Below are 22,973 nucleotides of genomic sequence, written 5' to 3'. Positions count from 1 at the left end.
ACAGGGCTAGAGAGCGGGGCGCCCTGCTCGTCGTAGCGGGGGAATGGGAGGGAGCCGACATTCGGCTTTCCGTGACTGACATGAGGTGGGAAGGCCTGGGGCAGGGGCACGGGTCTCTGCGGGTGTCCCGCGTTCTGGTGCATGCGTGGGGACGTCGTGGCGCGGACCGTCCTTGCCAGGCTCATCTGCTGCTGCCGGCGATGGAGCCGGTCATTCCTGCTCCCGTTCGTGTTCCTGTCTCCGCCGGGCGTCGGATAGCCGACGAACATCAGACGCTGATCGGGGTGCCGCGGCGTTCGGCGGATGTGGTTTCGGAAGGAGCCGCGTGACATCGGCACCGAAGATGCGCGTACTGGCCGTCTGCTGCCCGGACTGGCCGCTTGTCGCGGCCGGGGTCGCGGCTGACGTCCCCGCCGTGGTGGTGGCGGCTAACCAGGTTCTGGCCTGTACACAGGCGGCCCGGTCGTTCGGGGTGCGCCCGGGTCTGCGTCGCCGGGAGGCCCAGGCCCGGTGTCCGAGCCTGGTGGTTCTGCCTGACGACCCCGGCAGGGATGCCCGTGTGTTCGAGCCGGTCATCGCCGCGGTCGAGTCCGTGGTACCCGGGGTTGAGGTGGTCCGTCCGGGCGAGTGTGTGGTCGCATCCGGCGGGGCCACGCGTTACTTCGGTGGAGACGCGGCCGTGGCCCGTGCCGTGCATGGCGCGGTGTCCGGGGCTGGTGGCCTCGCATGCGGGGTAGGTGTCGCGGACGGGCCGTTCGTCGCCGTGCTCGCCGCCCACCGGAATGTGATTGTCAAACCGGACGCAAGCCGGGATTTTCTCGCTTCGTTGCCCGTCGAGACGCTCAGGCGCCCAGAACTCGCGGACCTCCTGCGTCGGCTGGGTCTGCCGACCCTTGGTCATTTTGCCGCGCTGCCTCCCGACGACGTCATCGCCCGCTTCGGGCCGGACGGAGCGTTCGCCCACCGGCTTGCCCGGGGGCAGGACCACCGTCCGCTTGCTCCATGTCATATGCCACCCGATCTTGCCGTCAGTACGGAAGTCGACCCACCCGCTGACCGGGTCGAGTTCGTGGTCTTCGCGGCCAGGAGACTCGCCGAACAGGTGCATGACCGGCTCGTGACGGCAGGTCTCGCCTGCACGCGGATAGTCGTTGAGGCGCAGACCGAACACGGCGAGTGGACGCGGCGTGTCTGGCGGCATGACGGTCCGCTGTCCGCCGTTGCCATCGCCGAACGGGTGCGCTGGCAGCTTGAAGGATGGCTGTCGGGAGGCGTCGGTTGTGCCGAGGCGACCGGCGGGGTCGCGCCGAGTGCCGGTATCGTCCTGATCCGCATCGTTCCCGACCAGCTCGTCCGCGCAGACGGCCGCCAGCTCGGGCTGTGGGGGGAAGCCGGGGTCGGGGCCGACCGGGTGGCGCGAGCCGTCAGCCGGGTTCAGGGCATGCTCGGTCCGGACGCGGTGGTCACCGCCGTGCTCGGCGGTGGCCGCGGTCCCGCGGAGCGGGTCCGGTTGGTGCCGTGGGGAGAACCTCGCGCTCCAGCCGGTGTTGACCTGCCATGGCCTGGGCGGCTTCCCGCACCGGCGCCGGCTACTGTTCCGTCCCGGCCGGTACCGGCCGTGGTCGTGGACGACGCCGGCGCTGCGGTCGGGGTGAGCGGACGTTGCGTCGTGACCGCGGCACCCGCCTGGCTGGCGGTTGACGGCAGGCCGCAGGTACGGGTGACCGCATGGGCCGGACCATGGCCCGCCGACGAGCGTTGGTGGGACCCGGCAGCGCGACGCCGGGCGCGTTTCCAGGTCACGGTCGCCGACGGTTCCGCTCATCTACTTGCTCTGGAGAACAGCCGTTGGTGGGTTGAGGCCACCTATGACTGACAGGACCTCAGCCGGCGGGACCCCCTACGCGGAGTTGCACTGTTATTCGGCGTTCAGCTTCCTCGATGGCGCCAGTCAGCCGGAGGATCTGGTCACGGAGGCGGTGCGGCTCGGGCTTTCCGGGCTTGCCATCACCGATCACAACGGGATGTACGGAGTGGTTCGCTTCGCCGAGGCGGCAGCCGCGGCGGGTCTGCCGACCTTGTTCGGTGCCGAGATATCCCTTGGGCCGGGAGCGCCGCGCGACGGTACCGCGGACCCGGCGGGGGAGCATCTGCTCGTCCTGGCGCGTGGTCCCGAGGGGTACCGGAGGCTGTGCCGGGCGGTATCGGACGCGCATCTGGCCGGGGGCGGGAAAGGCCGGCTGGCCGTCGAGCTCGAGGCTCTCGCGGCCTGGGCAGGCGGGCACTGGCAGGTGCTCACCGGATGCCGCAAGGGCAGTGTCCCCCGCGCGCTGGTCTCGGCCGGCCCGCAGGCGGCTCGGGGTGCGTTGGACACGCTGACGGCGTTGTTCGGCCGGGACAACGTAGCCGTCGAACTGTGGGATCATGATAATCCGCATGACGGCGACCGCAACGACGCGCTCGCGAGCATCGCCACGGCGTACGGGTGCAGGCTCGTCGCCACGAACAACGTGCATTACGCAACCCCGGCCGGATCCCGGCTGGCGGCGGCGCTGGCGGCTGTGCGGGCTCGGTGCAGCCTTGATGACCTGGACGGCTGGCTGCCGGCCGCGGCTGGGGCTCACCTGAGGTCTCCGGCGGAGATGGCGGTACGTTTCGCGCGATTTCCCGGAGCGGTGCGACAGGCGGCCCAACTCGGCGCGGAACTCGCTTTCGATCTGACGCTGATCGCACCCAGGCTGCCGGACTTTCCGCTGGCTGCGGGGGAGAGCGAGGCGGTCCGGCTTCGGGCACTCACCGAGGACGGAGCCGCGCGCCGGTACGGCCCGCGCCACCGGGAACGGGTCGCTGGTGCCTATGCGCAGCTCGACCACGAGCTTGACCTGATTGAATCCCTGGGCTTTCCCGGTTACTTCCTGATTGTCCACAATATCGTTGTCTTCTGCCGGGACAACAACATCCTGTGCCAGGGGCGGGGCTCGGCGGCGAACTCCGCGGTCTGCTACGCGCTGGGTATCACCAATGTGGACGCGGTGTCGTTCGGCCTGCTGTTCGAGCGTTTCCTCGCGCCGGAGCGGGACGGTCCGCCGGACATCGACATCGACATCGACATCGACATCGAATCCGGCCGTCGGGAGGAAGTCATCCAGTATGTCTTCCAGCGTTACGGCCGGGATCGGGCTGCCCAGGTCGCGAACGTCATCAGCTACCGCCCGCGGTCGGCCGTCCGCGACGTCGCCCGCGCGTTGGGCTACTCTCAGGGACAGCAGGACGCTTGGTCGAAGCAGCTTGATCGTTGGGGGTCACTGCCGGAACGAAACGGTTCACCGCGGTCTTCACTGGAATCATCTTATGATCATGAAATTCCGGTGGAGGTCATGAATCTGACCAGGCAGCTCCTGGGTTTCCCCCGGCACCTGGGTATCCATTCCGGCGGAATGGTCATCTGTGATCGTCCGGTGGCCGAGGTCGTGCCCGTGGAGTGGGCTCGAATGCCCGGGCGAACGGTCATCCAGTGGGACAAGGACGACTGTGCGGCGGCCGGGCTGGTCAAGTTCGACCTGTTGGGTCTCGGTATGTTGTCCATGCTGCACGGCGTGTTCGATCTCATTCGTGATCATCACGGCCGGGCACTCGACCTCACATCGATCCCACCGGAGGATCCCGCGGTCTACGACATGCTCTGCGCGGCCGATTCCGTCGGGGTTTTCCAGGTCGAGAGCCGGGCCCAGATGGCGACGTTGCCGCGGCTGCGCCCACGTCGTTTCTACGATCTCGTGGTCGAGGTCGCGCTGATTCGGCCTGGTCCGATCCAGGGCGGCGCGGTCCATCCCTACATCCGCCGCCGTAACGGCGCCGAGGAGATCACCTATCCGCATCCGCTGCTGCGCCGCTGCCTGGCGAAGACTCTCGGTATACCGATTTTTCAGGAACAGCTCATGCAGATGGCGATCGATATCGCCGGCTTCTCGCCGGCCGAGGCCGACCAGTTGCGGCGGGCGATGGGGTCGAAAAGAGCGTCGGAACGCATCGAACGCCTCCGGGCCAGGATGTATGAAGGTATGGCTGCGAACGGTGTTACCGGCCGGACCGCGGAGGATATCTACGACAAGATCGCCGCATTTGCCGACTTCGGATTCCCGGAAAGCCATTCGGTAAGTTTCGCCTTCCTCGTCTACGCCAGTTCATGGGTGAAGCTCTACTATCCTGCGGCCTTCTGCGCGGCGCTGTTGAACGCGCAGCCGATGGGGTTCTACTCGCCGCAGAGCCTGGTCGCGGACGCCCGTCGCCATGGGGTCGTGATCCACGGTCCCGACGTCAACCTGTCGCTGGCCGGGGCTACGCTGGAAGGAACGTCCGCTCAGGGTGGGGCGGTGAGTGCCCGCGACAGCGGCGGGCCTGTAGGCGACCTGCGGCTGGTCGTGGACCAGCCGGCGGTTCGGCTGAACCTTACCAAAATCCAACAAATTCAATCCACAACAACCAAACACATCATCACCGAGCGCCGCGCCGGAGGTCCGTTCGTCAGCATGTCCGACGTGGTTCGCCGGAGCGGGATCAGCGCCGCTCAGGTGGAGGCGTTGGCCACAGCCGGAGCGTTCGACTGCTTCGGGCTGGCTCGACGTGAGGCGCTGTGGGCCGCCGGGGCAGTTGCGCAGGCCCGTCCGGATCGGCTTGAGGGCACTGAGATCGGTACGGCTGTGGCGACGGTCGCACCCTTTTTGCCGGGTATGAACGGGCTTGAGCGGGCGATGGCCGATCTGTGGGCGACCGGGATCACGCCGGACAGCTATCCCACGCAGTTCATCCGTGATCGTCTGGACGCGCTGGGCGTCCTGTCCGCAGTGTTGGTGCGTGCGGCGGAGGCGGGCACCCGGGTTCTCGTCGCCGGTGTGGTGACACACAGACAACGACCGGAGACCGCTGGTGGCACGATATTTCTCAACCTGGAGGACGAGACCGGAATGGTGAACATCATCTGTTCCCATGGCGCCTGGGTGCGCTACCGCCGGGTGGCCAGGACCGCGCCGGCGCTGATGGTACGGGGACGGCTGGAGAAGGCCGAGGATGTGGTGAACGTCATCGCCGAGCGTTTGGATCGCTTGGCGCTGGCGATCCCCACGAACGATCCGGGGACTTCGGCCGCCGGCGATGCGAGAAGAACCACGATCGCATTGCCTTTGGGCTTTAGGTCGCGGGATTTCCGGTGACTCGCCGCGTCCCTCGTGCCGGTCGCTCGTGGCTGCCGACGACGGGGGCGTTGCGTGAGGTTCGCCGGCAGGTGACGACGGGAGGATGGCGGCCCGCGGCTACCCTGCCGCATGAGACGTCGGGAAGTCCCGAACGGGCATCGCCCAACCGGAGGTACGGCATGGTTGTCGGAAGTCGTCCAGTCAGCTGGGAAGATCTTCGCCAAGCCGTGGTCTGGCAGGGTCTGCGGGATGCGCTGGCTGTCATCACTCCGCCCGGGAACACCTCGCTCACGATCGTGGACGCCGGCGGCGGGAGCGGTGGGTTCGCGGTACCACTGGCCGAGCAGGGCCACCGGGTGACAGTGGTTGATCCGAGCCCTGACTCACTCGCGTCCCTCGACCGGCGGGCAGCTGAACGCGGGGTCACGCATCTGGTGGCGGCACGTCAGGGTGATCTTTGTACTCTCCCGGGGATCGTCGGTGCAGCATCCTGCGACGTACTGCTGTGTCACACCGTGCTGGAAGTCGTGGATGAACCCGCCCGTGCCCTTGCGGCCGCAGCGTTGGTCCTGCGTCCGGGCGGGCTGCTCAGCATCGTCGCGGCCAACCGGGACGCGGTCGTGCTCGCCCGCGCGCTCGCGGGCAGGTTCGCGGAGGCGCAGTACGCGCTTGCCGATCCCGGCGGGCGGTGCGGAACATCCGACTCTGCGCACCGTTTCGATGCGCGTGCTCTCGCCGGCATGGTGCGCGATGCCGGTGCCGATGTGATCGCGATCCACGGTGTACGGGTGTTCGCAGACCTGGTACCCGGAGCGTTGGTGGACGGCGACCCGTCCGCCGCCGAGCGGTTGCTGCGCCTGGAGATCGCCGCGTCGTCCCGTCGGCCGTTTCGCGATCTTGCCACTCAGTTGCACGTCCTCGCTCACCGCAACGCCGGCTGACAGCAGGCAGCTGAATGCGGTCACGGTGAGCACTGACGGGCTGCCTGACGATGAGGGCAGCTGTGTCCTGCACGTCGACATGGACGCATTCTTCGCCTCGGTCGAGGTGCGGGCCGCACCACGCCTGCGGGGCTGTCCCGTGATCGTCGGTGGCGGCGCGCGGGGGGTGGTGCTGTCCGCAACCTATGAGGCCCGTCGCTACGGCGTGCGAAGCGCCATGCCCATGGCCCAGGCGCGTCGACTGTGCCCGGCGGCGGTGGTGGTGCCCGCCAACCACGACGCTTACCGTGCGGCGTCGACAGCGGTCATGGAGATCTTTCATGACGTCACGCCGATGGTCCAGCCGCTGTCCCTTGACGAGGCGTTTCTCGACGTCACGGGCGCTCGGCGGCATTTTGGACCGCCGGCTTGCGTGGCGGCGGCCATCCGGGCCAGGGTTGCCTCCGAGCAAGGGCTGACCTGTTCGGTCGGGGTGGCGCCGTCGATGTTCATCGCCAAGATTGCGTCCGCGCGGTGCAAGCCGGACGGGTTGCTGGTGGTTCCCGATCATGGCGTGCTTGCTTTCCTGCATCCACTGCCCACCACCGCGCTGTGGGGAGTCGGGGAACGTACTGAGGCAACCCTGCGGCGTCTGGGTCTGCGTACCATCGGTGACATCGCCGACACTCCGCTCGCCACCCTGCGGGCTGTGCTCGGCCGGGCTGTGGGAACGCAGCTGTCCGCGCTCGCCCACGGCCGTGACGACCGGGTGGTCAGTCCACCCGCGGTCGATCGCAGCATCGGGGCCGAAGTGACCTTCCCGGTCGACACCGCGGATCGAGCCGGCATCGTCCGGGAGCTGTTGCGCCTGTCTGAGCGGATCGGCGCCCGGCTGCGGGGCCGCAGCTACGGAGCCCGCACTATCTCGCTCAAGGTCCGCTATGCTGACTTCAGCACCGTTACCCGGGCGCGGACGCTGCCTGAAGCGACCGATGTCGCACAGACGATCTATCGCACTGCATGTGAACTGTTCGACGGGCTTCGCGCTGAGGCCATTGCCGCTCGACCGGTCGCGGTACGTCTGGTCGGCGTGCGGGTTGAGAATCTCGTCGCGGCCGGGGACCTGACTCATCAGCTCGTGTTGGGTGAGCGCCGCTTCGGGCGACGGGATGCCGAGCATGCCGCTGACCGTGCGCGTAGCCGCTTCGGTGCGGACACGATCCGGCCGGCGTCGCTGATGACATCTCCCGGTGTCACCCGGGATGGGCTTCCCGGTGTCACCCGGGATGGGCAGGGGGAGGACTGAGGGCAGGACGAACCGATCGGTCTGTCTCGGCATGGTTGGTTGCCTACCGCGCCCGCCCGCTCGTGCCTATTCTTGGGTGTCAGGTTCCGTCTGCCGGACCTGCCGGTCGTGGGAGGAGCGTCGATGCCGCTCTCGGAAAACGAGCAGCGCCTGCTGGATCAGATTGAGCGCGCGCTCGTCGAGGACGATCCGAAGTTCGCGAGCACGGTCCGCTCGACGAACCCCCGTACCTACCTGCTACGCAGGGTTCGTCACAGCGTTCTCGTGTTCGTGCTCGGATTGGTCGTCCTGGTCGTCGGAGTCGTACTCAACCGGACGCCGCTGATAGTGGTCTTCGGTGTGCTCGGCTTCGGTTTGATGTTGTTCGCGGCGTCGCGGGGCGCTGCCGATCTTCGCCGGATCGGTGGTCGCGGTGGCGAGTCGGGCGGTCGTCATCCGTCGGTTTCACGGCGCCAGCCCCGTGCTTCGATCACTGCGCGCCTTGAGGAACGCTGGCGCCGTCGATGGGAGGACAGGGACGGCCAGTGACGGTCGGTGATGGTCAGGTTGACTGACGGCTGGGTCGTCTCCGTCGGCCGAATCGGCCGAATCGGCCGAATCCACCCAGCCCACCGACCACCGAGCGTGGGGCGACCAGCGCGCGCGCTCGGTCGCTGCGCGGGGCCGCCGTCCGCAGCAGCTGCCCGACCAGCTGCAGGTTACGTCCGATCCCTGCGTCGGACGTGCCGGACCGGGCCAGCGTGGGCGGTCCGTAGCAGGCCAGCTCCTCCGCCTCGGCGATCTGGAACAACGCAGCCCGTGCCGTCTCGGCGTCGGGTGCCGCGACCTCGGCGCTCGCGGCGATGTGGTCGGCCAGGCGCATTGCGACGGCCCGCGGCGACTCGTTCGAGCGCAGCGGCAATCCAAGATCGGCCGTGAGGTCCGTGAGTTCGGCCCAGACCGCGTGCACCCGGACATCCACGGCCGTTGACCCGTCGCGATCGGGGTGACCGCCTGTCATCGCGACGGCGACACGGCGGCGGCGGCGCGCGATCCGCACCATGGCCGGAAGCAGCAGCACCACGACGATGCCGGTCCCGAGCAGAGCCCGCGCACCCCACCGGATGATCGTAGATAGTGAAATGCTTACGGAATGTGTTTTTTCGGAAGCATTTGGCTCCGCGATGGGTGCGCCATCCCGGCTGGCACCAGGATGCGGCCCCGTCGCCGGAGTCGGCGTGGCGGCGTTGCGCGACGGTGCGGCCGAGGAGTTCGCACCGGGCCCGGTCGCGTCGGGGGACAAAGCGTACGCCGGGGTAATGGTACCGTCCGCACGAGGAGTGGGCTCGAAGGAAACCCACCCGATCGAGGCGAACCACGCTTCCGGCCAGGCGTGCGCATCCTTGTTGGTGATCAGATAGCTGCCGTCAGACTGTCGGGTCCCCGGGACGAAGCCGATCACAACCCGGGCCGGGATGCCGAGAGCTCGCAGCAGCACGGTCATCGCGGAGGCGAACTGCTCGCAGTAGCCACGTCTGCTCGTGAACAGGAACTCGGTCAGAGCCCCGTCCTGGGTCGTGGGAGCGCCGTTGAGGTCATAGATGAAGTTGGTGTCGTGCAGGTAGTTCTGGATCGCGACGGCCTGCTGGTAGCTGTTCGTGCGGGTCGCTGTTATGTCACGGGCGAGTTTCCCGACCCGCGGGTCGGTACTGGGCGGAATCTCCGTGTCAATCTTCAGATCTGCCGGGACCGTCCGCGGTGAGGCCGCGAGCTGGCTTGGAAGCGGGTCGGGGATGGACGCTTCCACCTGGAAGTGTGCGCCGGCGGTAGTGGCCCGGGTACTGAAGACCGTGCCGGTGTCGGCGGACAGTCGCCAGTCGTGGTCCGGAGCAAGACCGTCGATCCTGGTCGGGGTCCCAGGCAGGGGAAGGTAGCGTTCCGTCAGGACCGTCGACACGTTGATTGTTGCTGACACCGTTGTGGCGCGGGTGTTGCGGGCCACCGTGGGAAGGCCGTCGCTGATTTTCGCATCGCTGGTCGCGTGCAGTGAGCGGAGAGTGAACCGCTGCCCGTCGAACTGTTCCAGCGCGGTCAGCCGCAGGTAGCGGGGAGTGGCCGTGCGCACCGACAGCAGGCTCGTGGGCTCGCTGGCATGCAGTTGCTGCGACATCGAGACGAATGGCGGCACCACGATCGCCGAACCCGGGCCGACCGTGTAGCGGGGAACACCCTGCTGGCGGGCCAATGGTCCCACCCCGTCGAAGGACGGCAACAGGGCCGGGACCGCCAGGGTGCACACCACCGCGCACAGGGCGATGCCGGCGGCAAGGCTGGCTGCGCTGTTCGGTAGTGACGGCCGCTCCGATCGGGTGATCGACTTTCCCCAGCGTTCGAGCGTCTGCCGCCTGTCCATCGCGAGCAGCAGCAGAAATCCTGCCGTGCCGAGCAGGAACGGCGCTACTCCGACACCGCGTGGCAGCACGGCGGCGGGCAGCATGAACAACGCCAGCAGCGGAAGTCCCGCGAGTGTCGGGCGTCGGATCGTCACCACCAGGAGATCGACGATCGTCGCGACGACGTAGACGCCGGTAACGGTGAGTATCACCAGGCCCGGTCGTTGCGGCACCGGTGCGGCAAGCCTGGCCACGTCGTCGCGACCGGCCGTGACCAGGGTGCGCAGCGCATCCACCGTCCGTCCCGTCGGGACCAGACCGGCGACGGCGGTATCGCGCGCATACAGCGCCGTAACCAATATCACGAGCCCCAGCAGCCCGAGCACGAGTGCCACCGGGATGGCCAGCCGGAGCGCCCGCGCCAACGCGGCCGTGGCCACAGCTACCGCGGTGGCCACGATCACGGGACCGAACCACCACCAGAAGCCTTCGAACAACGGCGTGAGCGCGGATGCGCAGAGCAGCGACGCCAGGGCGCCACCGATGGCAGAGGAGAGTCGGGGCTGGGAAGTCACCGGGCCACTCCGGCCTGTGTGTTCGTGGACAGCGCGTGGGTCGGTTCCACCGTCGGTCCCGGCGCCGGACCACCACCTGCGCCCGGGCCCACCTCAGGCCCACCGGTGGTTGACGCCGGTGTGCGCAGGTCGTCATGAACCATGCCGACCGGCACCGGCACCGGCACCGGCACCGGCACCGGCACCGAGACCGGCACCGGTACGGGTCCGGGCCGGTGCTCCGTCGTGGCCGTCGCGCCATCCGGGGTCGGTTCTTTTCCAGCCGTTCCCGGCCACAACGCGGCGAGCTTGTCGCCGTAGGACGCGATGATCACTGTCCAGCCGTGACGCTGGAAGATCGCCCGGTGCGCCTGCAGGGTTTCCTTCCCGCCGGCTGAGGCGTCCGCGCCCCAGGTCGCCACGTCGACCAGCACAGCGATCGCGGTGGCGTCGCGTGGGCGTGCCCGGGCCAGGACAGCGGCCTGCGCCGGATCGGTCTGCCCGATGATCGCGACCACCATCGCGTTGTCAGCGGCCTGCAGACGGCTGCGCGCGCCGTGGATCGAAACAGTGTCGGTCGTGTCCACGACCGCGAGCGTGTCCAGCAGCGTGGTCGGGTTGCGCGATCCCCTGGCCGCGGCCGGGGTCGTGGCGTTGCCGCACAGCAGCCGGACCGTCTGGCCCGTCGCGGTCAGGTGTACTGCGATCGAGGCGGCCGCGCCGACCGCCCATTCGAACGGGGACACGGGGCCCCGATCGGCCCAGGCATCGGAGCGGGTGTCGAGGAACAGGGTCGCGCTGCTCGGGCGGAAGCCCTCTTCCTGGCGCACCATCAGGGCGCCGGTGCGGGCGCTGGTCCGCCAGTGAACCCGCCGAAGGTCGTCGCCGGGCTGATACGCACGGGTGGAGAAGTCGTCCGCACCAGCAGTCGACACATGCCGGTGACGGTGGGTGTTGATCGTGCCATTACCGCCGGGACGGGTCCGGGGCAGGACCTCCACCGGCGGGGTCACGATCAGCTCGTCGCGGCTGCGGAACGTGCGCGCGAGCTCGCAGAGCCCGAAGGGATCCGTGATCCGGATCGCCATCGGACCGATCACGTGGCGGCCGCGCAGCTGGGGACGAAGCTGGTAGGTGAAGTACCGGGCGCCACCCGCCTCCACCCGGTCGAGCACGAACCGGGCCCGGAAGCCGAGAGGGTCTGGAACCTCGTCATCGACCAGCAGGACCGAGGAGGGACGTCCACTCATGTTGTCGATCCGGATGCCGACCGACACGGCACCGCCCACGGCCACCCGGGCGGGCATGAGAAGGCGGTGGCACGCGAGCCGGTAGCGGGTCTTGCACACGAACGCCGCCGCGCACACCGGCAGCGCCACTAGCAGAACGCCGACGCGGAGCAGGTCCTCCTCGCCGACCGTGGCGGCCAGTGCGCAGCAGGCCAGTCCGGTGGCCACGAAGCAGAGCCCGCGGATGGTCAGCCCGCGTATCGCCGCCAGAAAGTCGAGCACGGGAATTCAACGGCCGCGGTGCGGCGGACGTGCCCCATGGCGTGGGATGGGGACACGCGCGACGATGTCCGCAATGATCCGGGAGGTGATGTCGGTCATGGACGTGCTCGACATCGCGATGTCGGGGTTCACCAGCAGCCGGTGTGCGAGCACCGGCGCCGCCATGGCCTGGACGTCGTCGGGTAGGACGAAGGCGCGGCCGTCAAGGGCGGCCCGGGCCCGGGCGGTCCGCACGAGGTGCAGGGTCGCACGGGGGGATGCGCCCAGGGCGAGTTCGGGATGCCGGCGGGTGGCGGCCACGAGGTCGACGATGTAGCGGCGTACGTCATCGGACACATGGATGGCGCGCACCAGGGAAATCAGCTTGGCGATCTCGCCTGCGTCGGTGGCGGGACTGATCCCGTCCAGGGGTTCGGTGGTCCCGTGGCTGTCGATCATGGCTAGCTCGGCCTCGGGCGATGGGTAGCCCATCGACACCCGCGCGGCGAAACGATCGCGCTGCGCTTCCGGTAGTGGATGGGTGCCTTCCATCTCGATCGGGTTCTGGGTCGCTATGACCATGAACGGTGGCTCCAGGTGATAGGTGACACCGTCGATGGTGACCTGGTGTTCCTCCATGCATTCCAGGAGTGCCGACTGTGCCTTGGGGGCAGCCCGGTTGATCTCGTCGCCGACGACGATGTTGGCGAACACCGGCCCGGGGCGGAACTCGAAGTCCCTGGTGTCCTGGTTGTAGACGCTCACCCCGGTGACGTCGCTGGGTAGCAGGTCCGGTGTGAACTGGATGCGGCGGACCCGAGCGTCGATGGAGCGCGCGAGGGCCTTGGCGAGCATCGTCTTTCCCACGCCGGGTACGTCCTCGATCAGCAGGTGGCCGCCGGCGAGCAGGACGATCAGTGAGATCCTGATCACCTCGGGCTTACCGTCGATGACGGTCCCGACGGCCTGAGTCACGCGCGTCGCGACATCCGCCAGGTGGTGCAGCTCGGTCCCCGGCTCGCGCCAGTGCATGACGCCGGGCTCCGTCACCGTCACGTCAGCCTCCGTCCTCAGGTCAGCCGTCGTCAGATCGGCACGGTGGGCCCGGCGGACCCTCCACGAGTGTGACACCAAGGCGGGCGATGGCCTTCACGCGTCGAGAATCATCTGCCCACCGATGTCCGGAAAGCGTACTGATTCGCGGCGGCATTGGATCGTAGCTGCCACGACTGTTACTCGCAGGCGTTTTTGTCATGTTTGGTCAAAGGACACATTGACGTCGCATCGATGATCCATATGCCTCGGTGGTTGTGGGCTTCGAGGGGTGTGTCCGGAGTGTCGGAGGGCTTCCCGGTGGGGGAGAGTGGGGTACAGTGGCGCGCAGTGGGGGACAGGCGCACTCGCAGGCCAACCAGAGCGGGACTGGATGGCCCTGAACCTCCCGGGTACGGGCGAGGAGGGCGCCGATGTTCCTCGGCAGCCACACGCCACGGCTCGACGACAAAGGCCGGCTCACGCTGCCGGCGAAGTTTCGTGAGGAGCTGGAAGGGGGGCTTGTGATTACCAAGGGGCAGGAGCGATGCCTCTACGTGTTCCCCATGGTTGAGTTCACCCGGATCAGCGACTCGCTGCGGACCGCGCCAGTTACAGCAAAGGCGCTGCGGGATTACAGCCGTGTCTTCTTTTCCTCCGCGTCGGACGACGTTCCCGACCGGCAGGGCAGGATCACCATCCCGCCCGCGCTCCGGGCCTACGCGGAGCTGACCCGCGACTGCGTGGTGAACGGTGCGAACACCCGGGTGGAGATCTGGGACGCCTCCCGTTGGGACACCTATCTCGCCGGCCAGGAGGAGACCTTCGCGGCGCTTTCCGAGGAGGTGTTGCCCGGCGTCATCTAGAGGCTAGAGGTGGAGACACCTGAGGACGGGGCGCCGGCGTGCGCCGAGGTCTCCCCCCGCTCTGCACCGGACGTCACTTCCCCGGTGTCCGGTGATGCGAGCGGGGCGGGACCTGGGCACATGCCGCACTTTCGGGAACGGGATGTGATGTGGACAACCCGGGACCAGGCTAGTCGTCCAACAGATGTGTGATTTACATCTTTGTTCTTCACACCTTCACCCGTCGCGGCTTGCCATTGTCGTGGCGAAACGCCCGCCGCGAGGTCCACGAACAGTTCGAGGAGGTCGAGGTGGACGCCATACACACCCCGGTCCTCTCCGACCGCGTTGTCGCCCTGCTGGCACCGGCGTTGGGTGCACCCGGGGCGGTGGTGGTCGATGCCACCGTGGGACTCGCGGGTCATGCGAGCGCGTTACTCGCCACCTGTCCCGATGTTCACCTGGTCGGTCTTGACCGTGACCCGCAGGCGCTGGGAGAAAGCCGCGCCCGGCTTGCGGCCGAAGGCGACCGGGTCACTCTTGTACACGCGGTGTACGACCAGTTGCCGGCGGTTCTTGACACACTCGGCCTCACACAGGTGCACGGCGTGTTGTTCGACCTCGGCGTGTCCTCACTGCAGCTCGACTCCGACGAGCGGGGATTCAGCTATTCCCGGGACGCCCCACTGGACATGCGAATGGACCCGACCAGGGGTTCTACCGCGGCGGATGTCCTCAACACCTACGGTGTCGACGAACTTGCTCGGGTCCTGCGTGACTACGGAGAGGAACGGTTTGCCCGGCGGATTGCCTCAGCCGTGGTCGCTGAGCGTGCCCGCGAACCGTTCACATCCTCAGCCCGACTTGTCGATCTTGTTCGGCGGGCCATTCCGGCGGCGACCCGCCGTACCGGCGGAAATCCGGCAAAGCGCACGTTCCAGGCATTGAGGATCGAGGTCAACGGTGAGCTCGCGGCGCTCGCGCAGGCCCTGCCTGCGGCCCTCGACGCGCTCGCCGTTGGGGGGAGGCTGGTCGTGCTTGCCTACCATTCGCTGGAGGACCGCATGGTCAAGCGGGCGCTGGCGGCCCGGGTGCGGCTCGATCTGCCGCCCGACCTGCCGGTGATCCCCCCGGAAGCCGTCCCGACGATGCGGTGGCTCACCCGCGGCGGCGAGGTGCCGTCGCCGGACGAGGTCGCGGCCAATCCGAGAGCCGCCGCGGCGAAGCTGCGCGGGGTCGAGCGGACCAGCCGTGGCGCGGCATGACCGCCCCCGCACCCCCGCTGCCGCGCCGGCGCAGGCCCAGGACGCGCCCGGTGGTGGACGTCGGCCGCGCGTCGGCGCGTGCCAGCGTCCGGGCCTCCTCGGCCACGGCATTCGGCGACACCGCTATCCCTATTCCCTCCCTGGGCGGCCGGGTCGGAGTCGCGCCTGCTCCTGACCGTCCGTTGCGGCGCTCACACCCACCACGCTGGGCGTCGGCGCCATCACCCCTTGCGGTCACCCGACCGACACCTCGCGGACACACGCCGCGCGCACCGTTCGTGACCCTGTTACTGCTGCTCATGGGTGCCGGTCTGATGTGCCTGTTGCTGATCAACACGGCGCTCGCGCAGAACGCGTTCCTGGTCCACAAGCTGCAGAAGTCCTCGGCGGTGCTGTCCGACGAGGAGCAGACGCTCTCGCTGCGCCTCGACCGGCTGTCCGACCCGGCGAACCTCGCCGCCAGGGCGACCGATCTCGGGATGGCCTATGGCGGTATTCCCGCCTACCTGCCGCCCGGAACCGTGCTACCACCGGGCGCCCGTGTGATCGACACGGATCCGTCATCCGGCGTGGTCACCATCCTGGTGCCCAGCGGGCGAGCGCCGGTCGCCGGCGCGGGTGCGGTCGGAGGTGTCCCGGTGGGCGCCAGGCCCGCCGGAAGTGGCCGGTGACCTCAACCCTCAACCCGTCGTCCTGGCGCGGTCGATCGCGACTACGGCTGGTTTCCGACCGTGGCCAGCGGGTGGCCGACGACCAGTGGGCGCAGGGCGAGGAGACCGGCTTCACTGACGGCTACGCCGATCCCGACGGCTACCGCCATCGCGATTCGGACGGTGACCAGGACGACGGGTCCGGGTGGGACGACGGTTCCGGCTATGCATATGACCCGGCCGGCTATGACCCGGCCGGCTATGACCCGGCCGGCTATGACCCGGCCGGCTATGACCCGGCCGGCTATCGCCCGGCCGGCTATCGCCCGGCCGGTAGCCGGCCGGGCCGTGGGTGGGATGCGCGCCCCGGCCGCCCTGACCGCCCGGCTCCCCGGGGGGGCGGCAACCGGGTGCGTACGTCGGGCGCGCGTCCGCTTCGGGCCCGCGACGCCGGAGCTCGCCGGCCACGACCGCGGACCCGCCCGGCCCGCCCAGCCCGCCCGCCGATGCGGCTGGGTAACCCGCGCCGACGGCTGCGGACCGCGGTCGTCATCCTCTGTTCGCTGTTGATCGTGCTCGCCGGCCGTCTGACCCAGCTGCAGGCGTTCCAGGCGTCCGTCTACGCCACCCGCGCCGAGCAGGGGCGGCTGCACACCGCGGCACTGCCCGCGGCCCGTGGTGTCATCACCGATCGCGGTGGCGCGATTCTGGCGCGGGACGTCGACGCGCGCTCGGTGTATGCGGACCCGCATAACGTCACCGACCCTCGTGCCGTCGCGAATGTGCTCGCGCCCATCCTGGCGGTGCCCGCGGACACCCTGCTGGCCAGGCTCAAGAGCAGTGGACGCTTCGTCTACCTCGCCCGTGGGCTCGACCCGGCGGTGGGTACGGCGGTGACCAGACTCCAGCTGGCTGGCGTCGGTGTCCTGGAGGAGCGTCGTCGGCTCTACCCGGCCGGCTCCCTCGCATCCAATATCGTGGGCTTCACCACGGTTGGTGACAATGACGTCCTCACGGGCGGAGGCGGCATCGAAGGTGCATATGACCGGGTGCTGCGTGGGATCGACGGGTCGCGCCGCGTCGAGATGGATCCGGCGGGTCGGCCCATCCCGTCCGCGGCAAGCCGGGAGTCCGATCCGGTGCCGGGTTCGAGCGTGCGGCTCACCCTTGACCGCGACATCCAGTGGGCCGCGCAGGCGGCGCTCGCCGAAGCGGTGCGCGCTACCCAGGCTGACGGCGGAACCGTCGTGGTCATGGTCCCGGGCAGCGGAGACATCCTGGCGATGGCCGATGCGCCTGACTACGACCCGAACAAGCTCGGCAGCGCTGATCCCTCGGCACTGAAGAACCGTGCCACCCAGGACGCCTACGAGCCCGGCAGCGTCAACAAGGTGATCACTATGGCCGCGGCGATAGACCGCGGTCTGATCACGCCGGAGACGCCGGTGACCGTGCCGTCGAGCATGCGCATCGCGGGCCAGACCTTCACCGACGCGGAAGTGCACGGCGTCGAGCACCTCACCGCGGCCGGGGTGTTGGCCCGGTCCAGCAATCTCGGGACGATCCAGATTGCGAGCAGGCTCGGTTCGGCCAACCTGGAGACCGCGCTGCGCGCCTTCGGGCTCGGGTCCAGGACGGGCCTGCGGTTCCCGGGCGAGAGCGCGGGCATCCTCAAGGCGTCGTCGGCCTGGGACCCCCAACAGGCGGCCACGATCCCCTACGGACAGGGAATGTCCGCGACCGCGCTCCAGATGGCGTCGGTCTACGCGACGGTCGCCAACGGCGGGGTCCGGGTCTCGCCCCGCCTGGTGGACAGCACCACCTCACCGGACGGGGTCGTGCACACCATGCCCCGGGACCCCGGCACCCGGGTGATCAGCGCGAGTACCGCCACGACCGTCGCGCAGATGTTGGAAGCGGTGGCCACCGACTCGGGGACCGCACCGCTGGCGGCTATCAACGGTTACCGTGTGGCGGGCAAGACCGGAACAGCCCAGCGGCCCGGCCCGGCCGGGCACTACAACGGCTATGTCGCCTCGTTCGTGGGCTTCGCGCCAGCAGACCAGCCCAGGGTGGTCGTCGAGGTGGTGCTCGACAACCCCCGGGACGGCCATTTCGGCGGGACGGTCGCCGCGCCGGTGTTCCAGAAGGTGATGACCTTCGCTCTGGCGACGCTCGCAGTGCCCCCGCCTGGCACGACGGCACCCAGGTTCGTCCTCGACCGTGATGCCAGGCGTTGACCGGTCGCGGGCCTGGGACGGCTGGATACTAGGGTCGTCGACGTGACCTCACCGGTGTTGCGTCCGGTTGCCCCGTCGGCGCGGGCACTCACCGACCTGACGTCCCGATGCGCCGATCTCGTGCTGGCCGGTGGCCCGCCCGAGGGGGTGTTCGTCCGCGGCATCACCCACGACTCGCGCGCTGTGCGGCCCGGCGACCTCTACGCGGCGCTGCCGGGTGCCCGGGTGCACGGTGCCGCCTTCGTCGAGCAGGCACTCGCGGCCGGTGCCGCGGCTGTGCTCACCGACCCGGCCGGTGCCGACCGCATCGCCGGGCTTGCGGCCGGGAGCGCGCGGGTACCCGTGCTCGTCTGCGCCGACCCGCGTGCGGCGCTGGGAACGGTCGCGTCCTGGGTCTACGGCGATCCGTCCCGGTCCCTGACGCTGCTGGGCGTCACCGGAACCAACGGCAAGACAACCGTGGCATACCTGCTGGAGGCGGGGCTGCGTGCCGCCGGCCACACGACCGGGTTGCTCGGCACCGTATCGACGCTGGTGGCCGGGGCCGCGGTCCCGTCGGTGCGCACCACCCCGGAGGCGACCGACCTGCAGGGGCTGCTCGCGGTCATGGTTGAACACGGCGTGACGGCGGCGGCGATGGAGGTCTCCAGCCACGCCATCGCCCTGCACCGGGTCGGTGGGATCCGGTTCGCGGGTGCGGCCTTCACCAACCTCAGCCAGGACCATCTTGACTTCCACCCGTCCATGGAGGCTTACTTCGCGACAAAGGCCGCACTGTTCGCTCCCGGACGGACCGGGGTGTCCGTCATCGACACCGACACCTCCTGGGGGCGCAGGCTCGCGGCCGGTGTCCCGGCTGCGGTGACCTGTGGTCGCAATGCCGACGCCCGGTGGCGCGCGATCGACGTCAGCGGCGGTCCAGCGGGAAGCACGTTCCGTGCGCACGGTCCAGATGGCGTGGACGTCGAGGTGCGCATTGCGCTGCCCGGTGCCTTCAACGTCAGCAACGCCCTGGTGGCGCTGGCGCTGCTCGTCGCCACCGGGGTGGGGGCCGACACCGCCGCCGCCGGGCTCGCGAGCCTGCCCGGCGTCCCGGGCAGGATGGAGCGAATCGACGCCGGCCAGCCGTTCGTCGGTCTCGTCGACTACGCCCACACCCCGGACGCGGTGGAGACGCTGCTGGCAACCGTGCGACCGCTGGTCGGCGGACGCGTGATCATTGTCCTTGGCTGTGGTGGCGACCGTGATCGTGGCAAGCGCCCGCTGATGGGAGCGGCTGCGGTCAGCGGCGCCGACGTCACGATCTTCACCAGTGACAATCCCCGGTCGGAGGACCCGGAAGTGATCATTGCTCAGATGTGTGCCGGTGCGACGACAGTGCCCGCCGGCGCCCGTGGCGAGGTACTGGTGGAGGTCGACCGGGCCGCGGCGATCCGTCTCGCGGTGAGCCTGGCCGGGTCCGCGGACGCGGTCGTCGTGGCCGGCAAAGGACACGAGACCGGACAGGAGCGTGATGGCACGGTGACGCCCTTCGACGATCGGGACGTGCTGCGGGCCGCGCTTGCCGCTGCCGGCAGCGGCGCCGATGCCGGCACGGGATCGCGACAGAGCCCCGGCGGGAGGGGCGTCCACAGGTGATAGCGCTCTGCCTGCGCGACGTCGCGGCCGTCGTCGGTGGTCGGCTCGATGCCGTGCCCGACCCGGCCGCACCGATCACCGGCGTTGTGGTCGACTCACGCCAGGTCGGTCCCGGCGCGTTGTTCGTCGCCGTGGTCGGTGCCAGGGTCGACGGCCACGACTTCGCCGCGGACGCGGTCCGGGCCGGCGCCACCGCGGTGCTGGCGGCACGGCCGGTCGGCGTACCGGCGGTCGTGGTCACCGACCCCACGGTCGCGCTCGCCGCGCTCGCCGCCGAGGTGCGCGACCGCTCGTCGGCAACGGTGGTCGCCGTGACCGGATCGTCGGGCAAGACCACCACCAAGGACCTTCTCGCCGATCTGCTGGGTGAACTCGGGCCCACGGTCGCCGCGCCCGGTTCGTTCAACAACGAGATCGGCCTGCCGTTGACCCTGCTGAGCCTGGAGCCCACCACCAGGTTCGTCGCGCTGGAGATGGGCGCCCGCGGCCTCGGCCATGTCGCCGCACTGTGCGAACTGGCCCGGCCCGAGATCGGCGTCGTCCTGAACGTCGGGTCGGCGCACGTCGGTCAGTACGCCGACGGGCGTGCCGGTATCGCCCGGGCCAAGGGGGAGCTCGCCGCGGCCGCATCCACCGCCGCCGTCCTGAACATCGACGACCCCCTGGTCGCGGCGATGGCGACCCGGGCCCGCGGCGAGGTCATCACGTTCGGCGAGAGCGCGCGGGCCGATGTACGGGCGGGGCGCGTCAGCGTCGACGACAACGGGTGTGCACGGTTCGATCTGCTCACCGCCGGTGAACGCCATCCTGTCGCGTTGAATCTCGTCGGTGCGCACTACGTCGCGAACGCGCTGGCCGCCGCGGCGGTCGCGATCCGTCTGGGGCTCTCGCCGGAGCGCGCCGCGGCCGCGTTGTCCCGGTCCCGGGCCCGCAGCCGGTGGCGGATGGAGGTCACCGTCACCGGCAACGGTGTCACGGTCGTCAACGACACTTACAACGCCAACCCGGAGTCGATGCGGGCGGCCCTGAAGGCCCTGGTCGAGATGAGCCGCGGCCGGCGGGCCTGGGCCGTGCTCGGGGGGATGGGGGAGCTGGGCGCGGCCGCGGACGACGAGCATGACGCCCTCGGTCGGCTGGTGGTCCGCCTCGGTGTGCCGCGTCTGGTCGTGGTGGGGGCACACGCTCGCCGGATACACCTCGGGGCGTCACTGGAGGGTTCGTGGTCAGGAGAGTCTGTCTGGGTCGCCGACGTCGAGGCGGCGGGTGGGCTGTTGCGGGAGCGGGTGGCGCCGGGTGACGTGGTGCTGGTGAAGGCGTCCCGCGCGTTCGGCCTCGAGCGGGTCGTCGCTGAGTTGACCGGCACCGAGTTGACCGGCACTGACCTGACCGGCGCCGAACCGATGGACGGCGCACGGCCCGCCGAGCGGGGTGCACACGGGTGAGAGGCGTACTGGTCGCCGCGCTGGTGGCCCTGGTGGTGTCGCTGCTGGGCACGCCGTCGGTCATCCGGCTGTTCCGTCGGCGCGGTTACGGACAGGAGATCCGCGAGGACGGACCGTCAAGTCATCTTACCAAGCGTGGTACCCCCACGATGGGTGGCACGGTCATCATCCTGGCGACGCTGGTCGGTTACTTCGTTGCACATCTCATCACGATGAACGGATTCACCGCGTCCGGACTGCTGGTTCTGCTGGTCATGACCGGCCTGGGTATGGTCGGCTTCCTCGACGACTACATCAAGATCCGTAAACAGCGCAGTCTCGGGCTCACCGCGCGGACCAAGTTCGCCGGTCAGGCCGCCGTGGCGCTGGCGTTCGGTCTGCTGGCCGTCCGGTTCAAGAACGCCAACGGCCTGCTGCCCGGGTCGACGTTCATTTCGATCGTCCGCGACACCGACTTCTCGATCGGCCTGATCGGGTTTCCGCTGCTTGCCTGGATAATCATTGCGGCGACGTCGAACGCGGTGAACCTCACCGACGGCCTGGACGGCCTGGCCGCCGGCACCTCGGCGATGGTGTTCGGCGCCTATGTGGTGATCTCCTTCTGGCAGTTCGGTAACCTCTGCCAACACGGAGCCGCCGTGGACGGCTGCTACTTCGTCCGCGACCCGCTGGACGTGGCACTTGTCGCGGCCGCCGCCATGGGCGCCTGTTTCGGGTTTCTGTGGTGGAATGCCAGCCCGGCGAAGATATTCATGGGTGACACCGGTTCGCTGGCGCTCGGCGGGGCCTTCGCGAGTATCGCGATCGTCAGCCGGACCGAGTTGTTGCTGTTCGTCCTCGGTGGGCTTTTTGTTGTCGAGACGCTGTCGGTGATCATCCAGGTCGCCTTTTTCAAGGCTACCCGGAGGCGAGTTTTCAACATGGCGCCGATCCATCATCACTTCGAGCTGGCAGAGTGGCCGGAGACGACCGTAATCATCCGTTTCTGGATTGTTTCCGGCCTTGCCGTGGCGTTCGGACTCGGACTGTTCTACGCGGAGTTCCTCTCGCACGGCGGTTCCTGATGTGTATCCTCAAAACGGGCGGCCCCCGGCGCCGCCCGGAGACGGGCGGTACAGGACGTTGAAAGCCGAGAACCGGCGAGGTCGCGGGAGATGACCGCAGGCGTGGCGACGTCGCGGCTGCGCCGAACAACGTCCGGCCTGGAGGTACTGTGTTGGGCGGGCTTTGACAAGCGGCTGGTCGATGTTTTTGTCACCACCCGGGATGGCGGGGTTTCCGGCGGCAGCTACGCCTCGCTCAATCTGAGCCTGCGGGTCGGGGACGACAATGCCGACGTGCGGGCGAACCGGGCGCGAACGGCCGCGGCACTCGGCGCCACCCTGGACGACTTCGTCTTCTGCGCGCAGACCCACAGCCCGAATGTCGCTGTCGTGACCCACGAGCATCGCGGTCGGGGCGCCCGCTCGGCCTCGGACGCGATCCCGCTGACCGACGGGCTTGTGACGACAGTTCCCGGACTCGTGCTGGCTGTCCTGGCGGCGGACTGTGTCCCGATCGTTCTGCATGATCCGGTGGCCGGGGTGCTCGCGTGTGTGCACGCCGGCTGGCGCGGGACCGTCGGCGGCGTCACCCCCGCGGCGGTGGCGGCCATGCGGCGCCTCGGTGCTGACCCACGCAACGTGGTCGCCGGCGTCGGGCCCTCGATCACCCCGGACCGTTACCAGGTCGGCGCGGAGGTTGTGGACGCCGTGCGGGCCGCCCTCGGCGGGCGCGCTGACGCGGTGCTGCGGCCCGACGGTGCCGGAAAGTCGACCTTTGACGTGGCCGGCGCGAACGTCGGGCAACTGGTTGCCGCGGGCGTACCGGAAAACCAGATCCACGTCACCGGCCTTGGCACTGGTCCGGGCACTCCCTTTTTCAGCCACCGGGCCGAGAGCCCGTGCGGGCGGTTCGCCGCGGTGGCCCGCCTAAGAGCGCCCGGCAATAGGGGCGTGGATCAAGGAGCGAGGCTGGGGTGCGTGCAT

16 protein-coding genes and 1 pseudogene are annotated in these 22,973 nt (G+C 69.3%); 14 read left to right on the top strand and 3 right to left on the bottom strand.

Annotated elements, in window-relative coordinates:
- The 6 genes and pseudogenes from U9979_RS17135 to U9979_RS17110 form a co-directional block, all read left to right on the top strand.
- A pseudogene (locus U9979_RS17135) lies at positions 1-329 on the top strand (hypothetical protein); the annotation flags it as partial.
- A 14-nt stretch (positions 330-343) separates the two neighbouring features.
- Positions 344-1,876, top strand: coding sequence for a DNA polymerase Y family protein (locus U9979_RS17130; RefSeq protein WP_416220242.1), 1,533 nt, complete (start codon positions 344-346; stop codon positions 1,874-1,876).
- On the top strand, positions 1,824-5,210 hold the full coding sequence (locus tag U9979_RS17125) for an error-prone DNA polymerase (RefSeq protein WP_416220241.1): 3,387 nt from the start codon (positions 1,824-1,826) through the stop codon (positions 5,208-5,210). Before U9979_RS17130 ends, U9979_RS17125 begins: the two co-directional genes overlap by 53 nt.
- A 161-nt stretch (positions 5,211-5,371) precedes the next feature.
- Complete coding sequence (locus tag U9979_RS17120) at positions 5,372-6,133, top strand: methyltransferase domain-containing protein (protein ID WP_322749561.1); 762 nt, start codon at positions 5,372-5,374, stop codon at positions 6,131-6,133.
- 25 nt (positions 6,134-6,158) lie between these two features.
- Entirely contained in the window at positions 6,159-7,418 is a 1,260-nt protein-coding gene (gene dinB, locus U9979_RS17115) for a DNA polymerase IV (protein ID WP_322780180.1), read from the top strand.
- Positions 7,419-7,541: 123 nt separating this feature from the next.
- Positions 7,542-7,946: a DUF3040 domain-containing protein gene (locus tag U9979_RS17110; RefSeq protein WP_322749563.1), complete on the top strand. Its 405-nt coding sequence runs from the start codon at positions 7,542-7,544 to the stop codon at positions 7,944-7,946.
- Between the two features lie 13 nt (positions 7,947-7,959).
- Here U9979_RS17110 and U9979_RS17105 read toward each other — a convergent pair whose 3' ends face one another.
- The 3 genes from U9979_RS17105 to U9979_RS17095 are packed head-to-tail and all read right to left on the bottom strand — an operon-like array spanning position 7,960 to position 12,866.
- Positions 7,960-10,365: a DUF3488 and transglutaminase-like domain-containing protein gene (locus tag U9979_RS17105; protein ID WP_322780179.1), complete on the bottom strand. Its 2,406-nt coding sequence runs from the start codon at positions 10,363-10,365 to the stop codon at positions 7,960-7,962.
- Positions 10,362-11,855, bottom strand: a complete 1,494-nt coding sequence (locus U9979_RS17100) for a DUF58 domain-containing protein (RefSeq protein ID WP_322780178.1) — start codon at positions 11,853-11,855, stop codon at positions 10,362-10,364. The genes U9979_RS17105 and U9979_RS17100 overlap by 4 nt, the downstream gene beginning before the upstream one ends.
- A gap of 6 nt (positions 11,856-11,861) precedes the next feature.
- Complete coding sequence (locus U9979_RS17095; RefSeq protein WP_322749575.1) at positions 11,862-12,866, bottom strand: MoxR family ATPase; 1,005 nt, start codon at positions 12,864-12,866, stop codon at positions 11,862-11,864.
- Between the two features lie 434 nt (positions 12,867-13,300).
- Between U9979_RS17095 and mraZ the strand changes: the two genes are divergently transcribed.
- The 8 genes from mraZ to pgeF form a co-directional block, all read left to right on the top strand.
- A complete protein-coding gene (gene mraZ, locus U9979_RS17090) occupies positions 13,301-13,732 on the top strand; it encodes a division/cell wall cluster transcriptional repressor MraZ (RefSeq protein ID WP_322749566.1) in 432 nt (143 codons plus the stop codon).
- A 299-nt stretch (positions 13,733-14,031) separates the two neighbouring features.
- Positions 14,032-14,976, top strand: coding sequence for a 16S rRNA (cytosine(1402)-N(4))-methyltransferase RsmH (rsmH, locus tag U9979_RS17085; RefSeq protein ID WP_322749576.1), 945 nt, complete (start codon positions 14,032-14,034; stop codon positions 14,974-14,976).
- Positions 14,977-15,026: 50 nt separating this feature from the next.
- A complete protein-coding gene (locus U9979_RS17080) occupies positions 15,027-15,647 on the top strand; it encodes a hypothetical protein (RefSeq protein WP_322780177.1) in 621 nt (206 codons plus the stop codon).
- Complete coding sequence (locus tag U9979_RS17075; protein ID WP_322780176.1) at positions 15,644-17,866, top strand: penicillin-binding protein 2; 2,223 nt, start codon at positions 15,644-15,646, stop codon at positions 17,864-17,866. Before U9979_RS17080 ends, U9979_RS17075 begins: the two co-directional genes overlap by 4 nt.
- Before the next feature lie 42 nt (positions 17,867-17,908).
- A complete protein-coding gene (locus tag U9979_RS17070) occupies positions 17,909-19,504 on the top strand; it encodes a UDP-N-acetylmuramoyl-L-alanyl-D-glutamate--2,6-diaminopimelate ligase (protein ID WP_322780175.1) in 1,596 nt (531 codons plus the stop codon).
- Positions 19,501-20,946 (top strand): UDP-N-acetylmuramoyl-tripeptide--D-alanyl-D-alanine ligase, encoded by a 1,446-nt coding sequence (locus tag U9979_RS17065; protein ID WP_322780174.1) that lies wholly within the window; start codon positions 19,501-19,503, stop codon positions 20,944-20,946. The genes U9979_RS17070 and U9979_RS17065 overlap by 4 nt, the downstream gene beginning before the upstream one ends.
- Complete coding sequence (gene mraY / locus U9979_RS17060; RefSeq protein WP_322749571.1) at positions 20,943-22,010, top strand: phospho-N-acetylmuramoyl-pentapeptide-transferase; 1,068 nt, start codon at positions 20,943-20,945, stop codon at positions 22,008-22,010. Before U9979_RS17065 ends, mraY begins: the two co-directional genes overlap by 4 nt.
- 90 nt (positions 22,011-22,100) lie before the next feature.
- Positions 22,101-22,973 (top strand): peptidoglycan editing factor PgeF (pgeF, locus tag U9979_RS17055; RefSeq protein ID WP_322780173.1); only part of this gene is annotated, 873 nt, incomplete at its 3' end.

This window comes from Protofrankia sp. Cas4 (assembly GCF_963555915.1).
In the GTDB taxonomy this organism is placed as follows: Bacteria; Actinomycetota; Actinomycetes; order Frankiales; family Frankiaceae; genus Protofrankia.
Note: the sequence above shows the minus strand (reverse complement) of the source record. Positions and strands in the feature narration are given on the sequence as shown.

What these genes read in the sequence shown, in the direction of transcription:
- U9979_RS17130 (WP_416220242.1), top strand. Translation starts at nt 344, where the DNA reads ATGCGCGTACTGGCCGTCTGCTGCCCGGACTGGCCGCTTGTCGCGGCC.
- U9979_RS17120 (WP_322749561.1), top strand. Translation starts at nt 5,372, where the DNA reads ATGGTTGTCGGAAGTCGTCCAGTCAGCTGGGAAGATCTTCGCCAAGCC.
- U9979_RS17110 (WP_322749563.1), top strand. Translation starts at nt 7,542, where the DNA reads ATGCCGCTCTCGGAAAACGAGCAGCGCCTGCTGGATCAGATTGAGCGC.
- U9979_RS17095 (WP_322749575.1), bottom strand. Translation starts at nt 12,866, where the DNA reads ATGCACTGGCGCGAGCCGGGGACCGAGCTGCACCACCTGGCGGATGTC.
- mraZ (WP_322749566.1), top strand. Translation starts at nt 13,301, where the DNA reads ATGTTCCTCGGCAGCCACACGCCACGGCTCGACGACAAAGGCCGGCTC.